11 protein-coding genes are annotated in these 15,747 nt (G+C 46.9%); 7 read left to right on the top strand and 4 right to left on the bottom strand.

Annotated features, from left to right (window positions below; all coding sequences use genetic code 11):
* Positions 1–7: 7 nt before the first annotated feature.
* Together tssB and tssA are read right to left on the bottom strand one after the other, a co-directional pair.
* Positions 8–511, bottom strand: coding sequence for a type VI secretion system contractile sheath small subunit (gene tssB / locus OEY58_15285; GenBank protein MDH5326820.1), 504 nt, complete (start codon positions 509–511; stop codon positions 8–10).
* 75 nt (positions 512–586) lie between these two features.
* Entirely contained in the window at positions 587–1,609 is a 1,023-nt protein-coding gene (tssA, locus tag OEY58_15280) for a type VI secretion system protein TssA (GenBank protein ID MDH5326819.1), read from the bottom strand.
* 800 nt (positions 1,610–2,409) lie between these two features.
* On the opposite strand from tssA, the gene tssJ reads away from it, so the two are divergent.
* From tssJ to tagH, 7 genes are all read left to right on the top strand, one after another.
* The gene (gene tssJ / locus OEY58_15275) at positions 2,410–2,949 is read left to right on the top strand and encodes a type VI secretion system lipoprotein TssJ (GenBank protein ID MDH5326818.1); all 540 of its coding nucleotides are present in this window, start codon (positions 2,410–2,412) and stop codon (positions 2,947–2,949) included.
* 26 nt (positions 2,950–2,975) lie between these two features.
* Positions 2,976–4,310 (top strand): type VI secretion system baseplate subunit TssK, encoded by a 1,335-nt coding sequence (gene tssK / locus OEY58_15270; protein ID MDH5326817.1) that lies wholly within the window; start codon positions 2,976–2,978, stop codon positions 4,308–4,310.
* Between the two features lie 5 nt (positions 4,311–4,315).
* Positions 4,316–5,281 (top strand): type IVB secretion system protein IcmH/DotU, encoded by a 966-nt coding sequence (gene icmH, locus OEY58_15265; GenBank protein ID MDH5326816.1) that lies wholly within the window; start codon positions 4,316–4,318, stop codon positions 5,279–5,281.
* Positions 5,278–8,805 (top strand): type VI secretion system membrane subunit TssM, encoded by a 3,528-nt coding sequence (tssM, locus tag OEY58_15260; GenBank protein ID MDH5326815.1) that lies wholly within the window; start codon positions 5,278–5,280, stop codon positions 8,803–8,805. Before icmH ends, tssM begins: the two co-directional genes overlap by 4 nt.
* Before the next feature lie 3 nt (positions 8,806–8,808).
* Entirely contained in the window at positions 8,809–9,606 is a 798-nt protein-coding gene (gene tagF / locus OEY58_15255; GenBank protein MDH5326814.1) for a type VI secretion system-associated protein TagF, read from the top strand.
* 261 nt (positions 9,607–9,867) lie between these two features.
* Positions 9,868–11,427: a hypothetical protein gene (locus OEY58_15250; GenBank protein MDH5326813.1), complete on the top strand. Its 1,560-nt coding sequence runs from the start codon at positions 9,868–9,870 to the stop codon at positions 11,425–11,427.
* 47 nt (positions 11,428–11,474) lie between these two features.
* Positions 11,475–12,908, top strand: coding sequence for a type VI secretion system-associated FHA domain protein TagH (tagH, locus tag OEY58_15245; GenBank protein MDH5326812.1), 1,434 nt, complete (start codon positions 11,475–11,477; stop codon positions 12,906–12,908).
* A 124-nt stretch (positions 12,909–13,032) separates the two neighbouring features.
* Here tagH and OEY58_15240 read toward each other — a convergent pair whose 3' ends face one another.
* Both OEY58_15240 and OEY58_15235 read right to left on the bottom strand, forming a co-directional pair.
* A complete protein-coding gene (locus tag OEY58_15240) occupies positions 13,033–13,518 on the bottom strand; it encodes a low molecular weight phosphotyrosine protein phosphatase (GenBank protein ID MDH5326811.1) in 486 nt (161 codons plus the stop codon).
* Between the two features lie 98 nt (positions 13,519–13,616).
* Positions 13,617–15,747 (bottom strand): response regulator (locus tag OEY58_15235; protein ID MDH5326810.1); only part of this gene is annotated, 2,131 nt, incomplete at its 5' end.

Genomic DNA, 15,747 nt, shown 5'->3' with positions numbered 1-15,747 from the left:
TTAAAACTTATTCTGCATCATCATTGGGAGAGGCAGACAGCGCTTTGAGAAGTTCCGGGTCAGCCAGCGCTTTGGCAATAAGATCCTCGGCTCCCGCTTTACCGTCCATATAGGTCACCAAGTTGGATAACTGTGTACGGGTATCCAGCAGCTTGCTCAATGCATCTACTTTTCTGGCGACGGCACCAGGGGAAAAGTCGTCCATGCTTTCGAAGGTAATATCAACGCTCATATTACCTTCACCGGTTAAGGTGTTGGGAACACTGAAAGCCACACGAGGCTTCATCGCTTTGAGTCGCTCATCAAAATTATCGACGTCAATATCCATGGCTTTACGATCTTCTACCGAGGGAAGTGGTTCTGCAGGATTACCGGAAAGATCCGACATAACACCCATTACAAACGGAAGCTGGACTTTCTTCTGTGCACCATAGAGTTCCACATCGTATTCGATTTGAACTCGAGGAGCCCTGTTACGGGCAATAAATTTTTGACTGCTTGGTTTGGCCACGAGAAGCCTCCTTTAAAATGAAAAATTAAAAACTGAAACCATTGTCTGATTCTAAAGTTGTTAAACGTCCGGAGCTTAAGTATCAACACCGGTTACACGTCCGGCTTGGGTTAACCCATCCGGTGCTATATCCCTTAAAATTTCTATAAAATCTTTACGCACCAACCGTTTTGCTCTTTGTAATAATAGCGGCAAAGGACTCGAAGGTTCGTATTTTGCGTAATAATCACATATTTTATCCAGCATCCGGATGACGTCTTCACTGGTTTTGATTTCGCCACTCATTGCTGCACCACCTTTTTTGCCATTGCTGCTTTCTTCTCCCGGCTCACCATCGTCTACAGCATCATCCACTCCGCGATTCGCCAGACGTTGCCCCAGTTCCTGATGTACGTGATTGAGCAGTTTGACCAATGCTCCCAAATCGGGTGCGTAGGCTGCTCCTACTTTATTCGTCACCAACTCCTCAATTGCCTTAACAATGTCCACGCAGTTTTTGACCTGCTCGGCTTTGGCAATTAACTCGTCTAAATTGACTTCCATAAAAGCCGCTTCGATCAGCCCCGGATCCGGTGGATCAGAAGCGCCTGTGTGGGGCATGGCTCCACTGGCAACGTCCACATCTTTTATGCTGTAACTTCCGATGCCTTGCACACTAACCAAGGGAACCTTCTGTAGCGGCGCCAAGGTGCTGGCGTGATCTGCTAATGTGGAAATAATGTTAATACGCATAGTGGGATCGTTATTATCTTCCGGATCGAGCTTCGGATGCACATCATCCCAATATTGATCCAATAAGCCGTGCATAATCTCTAAGGAATTCAACAAACCGCCATACCCACTGGTTCGAAAGGAAGCCGACAACAAAAACATCGCTACCCGCAAATCTTTTGTTCTGCTGAATAATGTCTGGGACTGTTTACCCACGGAGGACCAATCGGGTTCCTGGGCTTCGACGATTGCATCGCCTATTTGCTTTTCCGCTTTATACTGCGCCGAACGTTCCAGTTCCTGGAAATCCGCGTCATATTCCAGATCATCACCGCAGGGGGAGTCTACTGAAATTTCAGCCAAACATTTTGTCACATCTATGCCCATATACGTTTCCCTTGAAAAACGAACTAAAATCACTCTTGCTGTTATTGCGGTTGTTATAGCTGCTGCGTACTTACTGGGTACTTACTGCGTACTAACTAACTGCGCACTAATTCTAACTGTGAGTTAATAGGGTTGGTACAACCTTTCGTCCGACCAGGCCCCTTTTTCCCTTTACTTGCCCCTTTCCCAGCTGGTTCCGTAGGGTTATTTTGTTTCAGGGTCGCGAGGTCAAACTCATTCCCTGGGGACCGTCCGCAAGCAGCAATCAGCAGCCAAACTGATCAAACATTGATCAGTACCTGTTTAAGTCTTTTATTAGATCCCTCGAAAAACCTATTGTCAACTGTGAATTTTCACGGAACCCCGTCCTATGGCATCTGTAGGCATGCTGATGAATATTTAACCACATTAATGGTGATATGACACTCACATCGTTATGCCAAATGATAATAAAGAAGCCACCTTTTCTTTAGTCTAAGCCATTCCAGTGACGCCACAGGTGTGCATTTTCACAGTTTCGCGGTGCTATCTAGCTTCATTAAGTCGATCCATGTAATACTTATACGTTGTACCGCCAAAGTCACCGGCAGGATTTTGGCATGGGTGGTGAAATGAGTGCCAAAGTACACGCAAACTTTTGAATTAGTTGTAGTAAAATACCCTGTCACCACTGATATATTCCAGTCTGGGGTCGACTCAAAAGAGTACTCAAATTAATACCCGCAACCCATGGGCAACAGGAAAACAATAAAATAGTCAACTTAACGGTTAACTATATAAAGAATCACCAAGAAGAGCATTTGGCTAAAAGTAAGACGGAGGAGCAGAAGAAAGTGAGAGCGACCATCCCATTGATTATTCTGATAACAGCTGTACTGAGTCTAACCGGCTGCGCCAGCCTGTTTGGTCCGGCCCCAACAGAATTGGCGTTATCTATAGAAGCATCTCCGCACCTAAACCCCAATTCAGAAGGACGCCCTTCCCCGGTGGTCTTGAGGATTTATGAGTTAAATGAAGTCAGCGCTTTCGATAATTCCGATTTCTTTTCCTTATACGACACCGAAGCTGAAACTTTGGGTAAATTCATCGTCTTTAAACAAGAATTGGAAATTAAACCCGGACAAACATTAAAACTGGAACGCAACGCCAAAGATGAAGCCCGTTACCTTGCTGTATTGGCGGCCTACCGGGATCTGGATAACTCACGTTGGCGTGGATCTCTTAAACTGGAGCCGCACACCAAATCCACCATCATGATCCATTTGGGCAGTCTAAGCGTGTCGGTGACCAACACCAAAAAGCGTCTACGTGATACTCGTAATTACAATACTAACGAATAAGTGTGCATTAAACAGGTATCAACAATATGTCATGGAATAATAAAGTAATCTGGTCAGAGGGCTTGTTCCTGCGACCACAGCACTTTCAACAAAACGACCGCTATTTCGAAACCTACATCCAAGGACGTTGTTCCGGGATTCGAAATTACAGCTGGGGCATCAAGGAAATCGTCATTGATGACGGCGCACTGGCACTGGGGAAAGTCGCTATCAGCCGCCTCAGAGGTATTCTTCCTGATGGCACTCCGTTTAATATTCCACACGATGACGAACCACCCATTAGCCTGGATATCACCGAGGATGTGCGTAATAAAGTGGTGTATCTGACTCTGCCCTTGAAAAGACGTGACGCCACCGAAGTGGAAGCCCTGGATAATGAGGAGAGTCTGGCACGGTTTTATCCCAAAGTAGACAAATGTCGAGACAATAACGCCGGCATGACCGAACAGATGGAAATTGAAGTGGGCACCATGCGCCTGAATCTGATGTTGGAAGGTGAAGGCTTGGGACAATACGCCACGCTGGGCATAGCCAGAATCGTCGAATGTCGTTCGGACAAAAAAGTCGTAATGGACTTGGACTATATCCCACCGGTACTGGATTGTCGTGCCGCACCCAAGCTATACGACTTCCTCAGCGAACTCGAAGGTCTGTTCCATCAGCGCGGTGACGTGCTGGCCGGGCGGGTATCCAGCTCCGGCCGCGGAGGCAGTGCCGAGATTGCGGATTTTATGCTGTTACAGTGCGTTAATCGCTATGAGCCTTTAATGAACCATTTGGCTACCAGCGAAGGTTTGCATCCGGAAACTTTTTATCAATACGCTGTACAAATGGCCGGAGAACTGGCCACTTTCAGCAGCACCAATCGCAGAACCTTAAAGTTTCCCACCTATAACCATGAAAATCTGGCCGACACTTTCGCGCCAGTAATGAATGAGCTGCGTCGATCCCTGAGCATGGTCATGGAACAAACCGCGGTGCCGCTGAATCTCCAAGCTCACAAATACGGTATTCATGTAGCCACGATAGCCGATCGCAATCTGTTGAAAAATTCCTACTTTGTTTTGGCGGCCCACGCCAATATTCCTACAGAAGAATTATCCAGTCGTTTTCCAGCCCAGGTAAAAGCAGGACCGGCTGAGATGATCAGTGAGCTGGTCAATTTACAACTGCCGGGCATCGCTTTGCATCAAATGGCTGTGGCTCCCCGGCAAATCCCCTATCACTCCGGCTTCAGCTACTTTGAACTGAACCGTTCCAGTGATTTGTGGAAAAAAATGTCAAACACCGGTGGGTTTGCATTCCATATCGGAGGCGAATTTCCCGGACTTGAACTTGAATTTTGGGCAATCAAAGAGTAGACACTATGAGTTCTGACGACCCTTTTAACCGAGATGATGCCGACCGCACGATCATTGTCAAACCCAATCCCGGTGGCCAGCGTTCCAGCCACATGCCACCACCGGGTTATGTCCCACCGGCCCCGGCTTTCTCGCCGCCACCGGCAGAACCACCCATGCAACAAGCTCCGATGCAGGCGCAACCCCAATATGCACCACCACCCCAATTTGCCCAACCACAATATGCACCGGCAGCACCTATATCTTATGCTCTTCCCGAGAACCCCACAGGGCCTAATGTGCTGACCGACGCCGCTGCGCGTCTTCTGGCCTTAGTGGGTCGTTTAAAAAGCTCACCTCATCACAATGATGTCGGCGGACTACACCGTCAGGTCGCCCAGGAAATCCAGAGTTTTGAGAATAATGCCCGCAATCGCAGTGTTTCTCCGGAAGCCGTTCTGGCGGCACGATATGCCTTGTGCGCCGCGATTGATGAGGCAGTGCTCAACACCCCCTGGGGTAGTACCAGTTTGTGGAGCAGTCAGAGTATGTTGAGCAGCTTTCACCAGGAAACCGGTGGCGGGGAAAAGTTTTTCCAAATTCTCGATCGCATAAAAACCGATCCACGCCGCAACATTGATTTACTGGAACTTTATTCCATTTGCTTAGCGCTCGGCTTTGAAGGCCGTTATCGCATTATGGACCATGGACGCTCGCAACTGGAATCGTTAAAGGATGAACTGCACCGCATTATCCGGACCCACCGGGGTGATTATGAGCGGGAACTGTCACCTCGTTGGCGTGGCTTAAATACCCGAATGAATCGCTTGCGACAAGTGCCCTTTTGGGCCGTTGCCACCATTGCCGGTGCTGTTATGTTTGGTATTTATGTGGGCTTTAACTTTATATTGCATCAATCATCTTCTCCTGTGGTGGATCGGCTGGAAAACATCAATCCCACCGCTGTTGTAATTAAGAAGGAAGAATCATGATCCGTTGGGCGTTTATCATTGCAGGCTTACTGGCCCTGTCCCTATTAATCTGGTTTGGCGGCCCTATGGTGGCCATCAACGAATATGTTCCCCTAAAAAGCGTTACCGCCAGACTGTTAACGATTGTCATTATCATTATGACCTGGGCAATCGTGCAATTGCTCAAACAAATTAAAGCCAAACAGGATAACGAAGGACTGATTGCCGGCTTGGAATCATCCACACAGGAAGCCGGCGAAGACTCCGCTTTTGGCAGCGAAGATGTTTCCATGCTGCAAAGAAACTTTAACGAAGCGCTGGGCGTACTTCGTAAAACCAAACACCAAGGCGGCCAAGGCGAAGAAAAGCTAAACGAATTACCCTGGTACATTATTATTGGCCCTCCGGGTTCAGGAAAAACCACGGCTATTGCCAATTCCGGATTGCGGTTTCCCTTGGGAGACCGATTCGGCAATCAGGCCTTACGTGGTGTCGGCGGTACCCGCGATTGTGACTTTTGGTTTACTGACGAAGCTGTACTGGTGGACACCGCCGGACGCTACACCACTCAGGACAGCCACGCAGAAACCGACCGTGCCGGTTGGGATGGTTTCCTCGGACTTTTGAAAAAGCACCGCAAACGCCGCCCCATCAACGGCGTCATGATTGGTATCAGCCTGGCTGAGTTAATGCAACAAAACGAATCCGAACGGTTGCATCACGCCACTACCATCAAGCATAGAATTCAAGAACTAAACCAAAAGCTGGGAATAAAATTCCCGGTCTATGTCCTTTTCACCAAAACGGATTTGGTGGCGGGATTTAACGAATTTTTCGAAGATATGGGACGTGATGACCGAAGCCAGGTATGGGGTATCACCTTTCCGATGGATGCGGCTTCTGCCCGTGAAGGCGTGGTAAAACATTTCTCCGGTGAGTTTGATACTCTAATAGCCCGTATCAACAGCCGCGTACTGCCGCGAATGAATCAAGAACGGGATTTGCAACGACGCAATATGATTCACAGCTTTCCTCACCAAATGGCAAGTCTGAAGCAAACCGCGGATTCTTTTCTGCAGGAAATTTTTCGTCCGAGCCGCTACGAATCACCGTTCCTGTTGCGCGGTGTCTATTTTACCAGCGGTACCCAGGAAGGTACGCCAATCGACCGTATTATGGGTTCATTGGCCAGCATATTCGGTATTGACCGCACGGCAGCGCCGCATTTTAGCGGTCAAGGTCGCAGTTATTTCATTACCAATTTGTTTAAACAGGTCATTTTTCCTGAAGCCGGTGTGGCGGGAACGGACCAGCGCCTGGAGAAACAAAGAGCTTGGTTGTTACGAGCCGCTTATGCAGGTGCCGTCATCATCACAATGGCGGCAACCTTAACCTGGACCGGCAGTTATAGCGCCAATTCTGCTCACATCAACCGGGTATCGGAAAACCTGAATAACTACCTTGCCATGGCTCAGCAATCCAAAACGTCGCGGGATGTGGCCGCCATCCTGCCGGAATTACACTCGTTAAATCAGGCACGCACCGTCTATGCGAACAGCGGTTTGACCTGGTTATCCAGTCTTGGCTTGAACAAACGTTCCTCCGTGGAACCCGCAGCGGATGAAGCTTATCGACGGGTACTGGTCAGCGATTTTCTACCGCGACTCGCCAATCGATTAGAAGAACAACTCGTCACACGGGGAGCCAACAGCGAATATTTACATGGCGCACTGAAAGCCTATTTAATGCTGTACGATACCAAAAATCTGGACCCCGAATTCTTTAAACTTTGGGTTAACCTGGATTGGCAAAACAGCAATCCCGGCGATAAAACCCGCCAACAACAACTTGGCGATCATATGAACGCCTTATTTGAAAACGGCTTTAATCCCATTAAAGTCAACCCTACCCTGATCGCAAAAACTCGAAATGTTTTGCGCCGCATTCCGTTGGCTGAGCGCGTCTACACCCGCCTAAAACAAGAAGCAGCAGCCAACGACACTCTGGCAATTAACATAGCCGGCATAGTGTCGGGACCGGGCCAATCTCCTTTTTCTTTAAAAAATGGAGATGACACGGTGAAGAATATTCCCAGCCTGTTCACTTACAAAGGTTTTCACGATGTTTATATGTCCGAGGGGATGGAAATCGCTACCGAAACCACCGATGAAAACTGGGTATTAGGTTCTCGCGAACAGCACGATGTGGACCCGGCTGAATTGAACAAACAAGTTCAGAAACTGTATCTGGCTGACTATATTCAAACCTGGGATGCCTTGATTAACAACTTACAAATTGCCAAATTTAAAAATATCGATCATGCCATAGACAATCTGGAACTGCTGTCGGGACCGCAATCCCCTATCGTTGGCATATTAAAGACTCTGGACACCAACACGTCTTTGAACCGCTTACCGGATAACCCCGAGGCCAATGCCGCCGCCGGTGCTGCTACTGCTCTTAGCAGTAAAGCCAAACGTGTTGCCAGTGTGATGAAAAAGGTCCAGGGCGTCAATTTATCCAAGCTGGTAAAAGGCCCCGGTTTAAAAGTGCAAAACACATTTGAACCCGTTAACAAGCTGGTTCAGAGTAAAGGCAGCATACCGCCACCCATTAACGATGTACTGGCGCAAGTGGGTGAGGTCCACAACTTTATGTTGGACATCGCCGCGGGTTCGCGCGGCAGCGCGGCTTTGCAAGCGGCTGCAAAACGTATGTCCGGTGGCAGCGGCGATGCCATTGGGCGTTTGCGTTTGAAAGCATCCCGCTTAGAGGAGCCGGTTCGAAGCTGGATGCTGAGCATTGCCGATCACAGTTGGCGAGTGGTACTCAATAGCGCTCACGCTCACATCAACAACATTTGGGAAGCGGATATTGTACCCAACTTTAACCGCGGCTTGAAAAACCGTTATCCTTTGCGTAAGACCAGCACAGAAGAAATTTCGCTTACGGATTTTTCAAAATTTTTCGGGCCCGATGGCGATTTGGATACTTTCTACAAGCGATATTTAAGCCCCTTCGTCAATGTCACTCGCCGAGGTTGGTCACTACGGTCTTTTGAAAATCAGACATTGGGGCTTTCCCGGTCCGCATTGAACTCATTGGAAAATGCATACATCATCAAAAACACATTTTTTGCCGATGGCAGCCCTCTACCTTCTGTTAGCTTTAAACTTAAACCCACTTATCTGGACGGAAATATTGTGCAATTTTCATTGAACATTGACGGTCAACAGTTGGTGTATAAACATGATCCACAACGGTTTAAGAATTTGAAATGGCCCGGACCGGATGGACCCAGCCGAGTACGCATGTCGTTTAAAGCCAGCTCGGGCAGCCATATCAGCCGCACCAAAGACGGCCCTTGGGGTTTCTTCCGTGTGTTGGATCAGTCGGAAGTAACCAAAACCGCGCTCAACGACCAATACAAGGTCACTTTTGAAATCAACGGCCACAAAGCCAAATATGAGCTCAGAGCCGACAGCGTGGTGAACCCATTTCGACTGGGCGCTTTGGAAAGTTTCAGCTGCCCCACAAGGTTATAGATCGTGAGTACGGCCACAAGCGGACCTGGTTTTTATGGAAAAATCCCCAGTAATGGGGATTTTCTCAACCGTCGCACACCTCGAGAATTCCTGGAACCCTGGGATGCCTGGTTGCAAAAAAGCATCGCCAGAAGTAAAGAACAACTATCCGACCAATGGTTGGACACTTATCTGACCAGCCCCATTTGGCGTTTTGTGTTGGGCCCCAGTATTTGCGGCAATCAGGCCTATGCCGGAGTTTTGATGCCTTCGGTAGACAAAGTGGGACGGTACTTTCCACTCACCATTTTAGTCCCCATACCCAACGGCTTTAATATTTTACAATTACCCAAAGACATGAATGACTGGTTCGATGCAGCAGAACAACAAGCCTTAAATGCGCTGGACGAGCCATTCGATCTGGATGCATTCGATAAAGCCGTTGAACAACTGGACGTACCTGTTTCGATAAGCGCAACCGCTTATTCAACGGCCACCACCAATACCGTTTCCGTACACAGTAGTGGCAAATCCACTTTTCAAGCCTTAGCAACAAACCAGGAAATGATTGGACCGTATTTGAACTTGTTAAACCATTTCCTTTTTTGCTTTAATAAACACTACAGTGTTTGGTGGACATCCGGATCACCTAAAGTCAAACCTTGTTTTCTAACAAGCCAGGGACTTCCTCCTGTTGAAGGATATTCCGGTTTCTTAGACGGTCGCTGGCCGTTGTGGGGTTGGCATGAAAGCGAAAATACCAAGGTGGTGACACAATCCAACGCTCAAGGCGGCATAATCCCTGAAGATTGGAATTTGTAACAAATAAAATCAGATCGGGAACGGCATACTAATCACTTAAAAAGATATAGAAATGGCGGATTTTCTCTTGATAAGTAGGTATGGATTGCACAACAATAGGGATTTAGATAAAAACAATAATATGAATAATTGGTAAGGTTTTCCTTCTACCCACACTTGAATATAAGGTGTTGTTATTTATATAATTATGGTAGCTCAGCAGGCACAATCCTACCCGGAAATCCAATTTCTGAGCATATTGATAGCATAAGAGACGTAATAATGGGCGAATCGGAACTACGTAAATTAGTCAGATCGTACACCAATGGCATGATTCCTTTGGAAATGTACCGTGAACAACGACGGCACATTATCGATGTCATTGTGGGAGTTCCTGGGGCCACTTCGCCCAATATTGAAGAATCCATACACACATCGCATAACATACCTCCGGTTGAATCGTTGACCGACGAAGCGATGCCGGTCAACGAGAATGATCCGCTGCAAGCGTTGTCGCAAGCCGGCAGTCAAAAACCGGCGTTGAGCTTCAATTTCAAACCCCTGTTAATCTATGGCGGTTTAAGCATTGCCTTGACAGCCGGATTAGTCATCGGTTTTCTACCCGACTCCGATCCCGAAGCGAATCTGGCTGAAGTTCAGGAAAATCTCATTAGCAGTGTCAATAATCAATTTACCTCCAGAGCCAAAACCCTGGTGGATAGTTTTCTTGAAAATAACGAATGGAACGATTTACAAATCAATCAGTTTATATTGGACTGGGAACTGCTGGACGCAGAGGAGAAATACCAGGCATTACATACGGAATGGGGCAAAGCTTTCGCTCAGCTCATCAAAGACAGGCTGGCCCAGGTTAACAGTAAACCGGACACAGAGTCACCGCTCACCTCGCTGATCGCGACGATAGACCCGTCCTATATGCAAATCGCCAGTATATCCAATGTTCCGGAAACCTCTGGGATATCGCATACAGTCAATGAGCCTCCTCAAACACAATCGGTTGCTAAAGCGGCCAAAACAAACGCAAACCCGTCGCGTTTAGATAGTAAGCAACTCAATCGAGTATTGAATAAATTATCTACCGCATACGAAAAAGGCCGACTTAAAGAAGTCATGGGTTTGTTTTCTGAGGATGCCGCTACCAACCACCACAACTCTTCGGCCGAGATTGAAGCGGATTACAAACAGTTATTTCAAACCACACGTTCAAGAAAAATTCAATTCAGTGATTTCTCCTGGACTCGAAAAGGCAGTACCATTCAGGGTAAAGGCAAATATTTAGCTCAGCTAAACCCGACAAATACCAATGTAGATCAAGTTTTTTCTGCGGACGTGACCGTACATTTGAAGGAAAACAAAGGCTTCAAAATTAAGGGTCTGTATCTGATTAATCAAAAATTTTCCACTAAGCTCAATCAACAAGCGGTTGCACTGAATAGACAAGCTGGTACAAAACCACCAAATAATGAAGAGTTGCAGTTATTAATTGCACGCTTTGTCACTTACTATGATGATGGTGATGTCGAACGTTTGATGGGATTGTTTTCCAGGGAAGCACGCACCAATGAAACCGCCAGTTTGGATGATATACGCAAAGACTATATCGACCTGTTTAGAAGTACTCAAACCCGGCGCATCAATATTAAAAGCCTGACCTGGAAAACCAGTGGCAAGCTTGCTGTGGGCTCCGGTTTGTTTGAAGCCACTTTACAGCCCCAAAACACCAATGACAAACGTACTGTAAAAGGTAGAATTCGAATATCCGCAACCAAAACGGACAAAAACGTGTTCATTACGCGTTTGTTACACAATGCCCAGGAATAGATTACTCAGATGTAATTCAAGGCGCGACCCAAACTAAGGCTAAATAGATGAGCATTACATTCAGCATCACCAACCAACCCGCGGCAATACCGGGCCAATCCATCTCAAAGACATTTGAGCAAGGAGGCACCATAGGCCGTACGCGCACCTGTGACTGGGTACTGGTGGATGCCAGCCGATTCATATCAGGCAAACATGCCACGATTAGTCAACAAAACGGCCACTACCAAATAACCGATACCAGCACCAATGGCGTCTATATTAATGACGCCAAGTTACCATTGGGAAAAGGTAACAGCGCACCCCTGCAACACGGCGATACATTGAAGATCGGTGAGTACATTATTTCCATCAGCATCAATGAGGCTATGGTCGCTGAGCCGGTAGACCACATGGGCAGCGGGAATGCCTTTGTCTCCAACCCTCCCGCTATGCAGAATTTTGTCGGTAACAGCCATGCATCGCCCGTAGATCCCTTGGACCTGTTCAATAACCCGCCACCATCCATCAATAGTGATACCCCTTTCCAGTTGGTAGACGACTATTTACCGGAAGCGGCCCCCAAACCGGTACCTAGACAAACGCAAAGTGACAACTCCTCGCCTTTAGCGAATCATTTTACGCCACCCAATATTATTCCCGATGATTGGCTATCGGATAAATCACAAGCAGCAGTCGCCGAACCGATAATTTCCGAGGACAATTTAAGATTCTCCTCTCCGGCTTCATTACGATCCGGCGCCGCAACCCGTTCCGGCTTTACCAGTTCCGGGCAAATCCCCGAACTTAAACCTGCAGGTAAACCGACTGGCAAACCCGTACTCAAAAAACGACCTGCACCGCCTCCGGCACAAAAACCGGTATCTGGAGAATACGCAGCACCGGCAGCCTTGCAAGCCGTTCTGAACGGCATGAATGTGAACGGTTTGAATATACCCCCCGAGAAAGCCAATTCCTTTTTACATACCGTGGGAGAAGTCGTCAAAGAATGCGTCAATGGGGCTTTTAATGTGCTGCGTGCAAGGACTAACATTAAAAGCGAATTTCGCATGTCCATGACCACGATCCAAGCGGCGGAAAACAATCCCTTAAAATTTTCTGTTAATGTGGATGAAGCCATACGAAACATGTTTGGTAACACCACCGGGAGCTATTTGCCGCCTGTCAAAGCTTTAAAAGAAGGTTTTGAAGATATAGAGGGTCACCAGCTGGCTGTTATGGCCGGCACGCAAGCTGCCATTCTGGCTTTGCTAAAACGCTTTGATCCGCGTTATCTGGAATTGCATTTTGATAATGCCCATGGCCGAGGCATCTTACCCGGCACCAAGAAAGCCAAGTATTGGGATTCCTACGAGGACTACTTTCGTGAAGTTGCCTCCAGCGTGGAGGACAATTTTCAAAATATGTTTGGCGAAGAGTTTGCCCGTGCTTATGAGGCTCAAATTCAACGACTTCTGATGTCACGACGCAACAGTCGCTAATCATTGTACGTCGGGTTGTAAACCCAAGATAATTAGCTACTCACTGATGAATCGGAATGTGACAATACCATTGATAGCGACTGACAACTAAACCATTGGGTTTATTGTTTAAGCCAACGTTTTATCACCAACCATTTTTATCACGAATCATTCCCAGCAGACCCTGTGAAGCCTCTTCCACCATGTCCAACACTCGTTCAAAACCTTGGGTGCCACCATAGTAAGGATCGGGGACTTCTCTAATCCCCAGATTAGGCGCGTAATCCAGAAACAGACTGAGCTTATACTCCATTCCGGGAGGACAAATCTGCTTTAGCAGGGAGTAGTTGTCCTCATCCATCGCCAGCACATAATCAAAGATTTCAAAATCCTGAGGTACCGCCTTGCGGGCACGCAATGGACTTAAGTCTACGCCTCGGGACAATGCACATTGCTGCGCTCTGCGATCCGGCGGCTCGCCAACGTGATAGGCGTGAGTACCGGCTGAATCCAACTGTATTTTTTCCGCCAAACCATTATCGTTCACCATTTTTGCAAACACTCCTTCTGCGGTGGGTGAACGACAAATATTGCCCATACACACAAAAAGGACTTTGACTTTATTTTCCATAACTCAGTTATTTCGCGATTAAAACCCAACATTTTATAATCATATGGTCCAATATGATACCGGCAATTTTGTCATTTCGATATAATCACATAGGCTTGTCAGGCACTTTCAGTGAGCCCATGAGATATACCTTTGATAACTTCACGAAGTTTTTGCTTGAATAATTTACTGTCAGGGTTAACTGATTCGTTGCGCAATTCGGTTTCCAGATTGGCCGCCGCTTCAAAAAGACCCATCGCACCCAGACTACCCGCCACTCCTTTGATGGAATGCACCAAGCGAATAGCATCTTCCTGAGCGTTTTTACCCATAAGCTTTTCAAATTTATCGCTCGCATCAGCGTATTGCTCAACAAACTTAATTAAGAGTTTACGAAAAAGTGCGCCGTTACCCCGGACCTGGGCAAGCCCTACTTTCAGATCAATGCCTTTTATGGATTCGGGTAGTTCATCCTGCACAATAGTATTCTCCGCGACTGTCTCACGCATCGGTTTTTTGTTTGTCCATTGAATGACGGTTTTATAAAGCTCATCCGGATCTATGGGTTTTGTCAGATGACCATTCATACCTGCCGCCAGACTTTTTTCCCGATCACTCTCCATGGCATGTGCAGTCATGGCTATAATAGGTATGCAGTCAAAACGTGCATCATTCCTGATAATGCGCGTTGCTTCCAGGCCGTCAATTTCCGGCATCTGTATATCCATCAACACCAGGTCAAATTGCTGCTGTTCCAAACACTCGAAACACTCTTTGGCTGAACCGGCGGCGGTCACCTCTACTCCAACGCTATCAAGAAGATCTATGGCAATCATCTGATTAATTTCGTTATCGTCAACCAGCAAAATCCTCTTGCCAACGATTTTCTTCATCTCCTTTACGTTTGCTTTTCCAGCATTTTCCGGTTTTGATTTACTCTGTAAGGTATGTTTCAGACAGTTGAGAATCGCATTGAGCAAGGTAGAATTATTGTAGGGTTTTCCTAAATAGCCATCAGCCTGATGTTTGCGTGACTGTTCACGAACCACTTCTATACCAAAAGCTGTACATAGAATAATCTTAGGTTTTATCTTGATTTGGCTGTCTTCCCGAATTCTGATCATGGTTTCGTGACCGTCCAATCCTGGCATACGCCAATCCAGCAAGACCACATCATATATGGTAGCAGCGTCGTTTTTCTGCAGAATCTCCAATGCCTTGGTTCCGCTCTCGATCGCATCCGTTTGAATCCCCATCGCCACCAATGTATCAGTGGCGATGAGTCTGGCAGTGGAATTATCGTCAACGACCAGTACGCGGATATTACTCAAATCCATTAATTTTTCCGCATTTTTCTCAGTTTGTATGTCTTGTTGTATCGGTATCGTAAATTTGAATATACTCCCTTTGCCCAGCTGACTCTCCACCGTAATTTCACCGTGCATTAAATCCACTAAGTATCGACTGATGACAAGTCCCAGGCCGGTACCACCGTATTTTCGGCTAATGGAACCATCGGCCTGCTTAAACGGTTGGAACAAATTAGCCTGCTGTTCTTCATTCATGCCAATGCCGGTATCGCTAATACAGAATTCAATGGAATAGATATCATCTTTTATTCCGGCAACACTGACGGTAAGAACCACTTCACCCTTTTGAGTAAACTTGATGGCATTAGAGATTAGATTGGTCAATATCTGACTCAACCTCAGGGGGTCGCCCAACAAGTAAGTAGGCACCTTGGTATCAATATGAAACAGAACTTCAATGTAGTTTTCCAAAGCCCGATAGCCAATAACCGTGGCCAGGTCGTTTAATACACTGTGCAAGTTAAAGGGGATAGCCTCCAACACTAAACTTCGAGCTTCAATCTTGGAAAAATCCAGAATGTCATTAATAATACCTAATAAGTTTTTTGATGCACTCTGAATTTTTTTAATATAGTCGTAGGTTTTGTTATCCGTCTCACCTTTCAAAGCCAGATAGGACAGATTGATGATTGCATTCATGGGAGTGCGGATTTCATGGCTCATGTTAGCCAGGAAATCTGCCTTGGATCTGGCTGAGTCTTCGGCAAAATTTCTGGCTTCGATTAATGCCTGTTCAGATTTTTTACGTTCAGTAATATCCCGAACAATTCCTGAGAACAAACGTTCACCGTCGATCACCATCTCACTAACAGCCAACTCCAAGGGAAATGTACTGCCGTCCTTGCGCATACCTTCCACATCACGACCTATAGATCGGAAG

This window comes from Gammaproteobacteria bacterium, from assembly GCA_029882975.1.
In the GTDB taxonomy this organism is placed as follows: Bacteria; Pseudomonadota; Gammaproteobacteria; order SZUA-152; family SZUA-152; genus JAJDNG01.
Note: the sequence above shows the minus strand (reverse complement) of the source record. Positions and strands in the feature narration are given on the sequence as shown.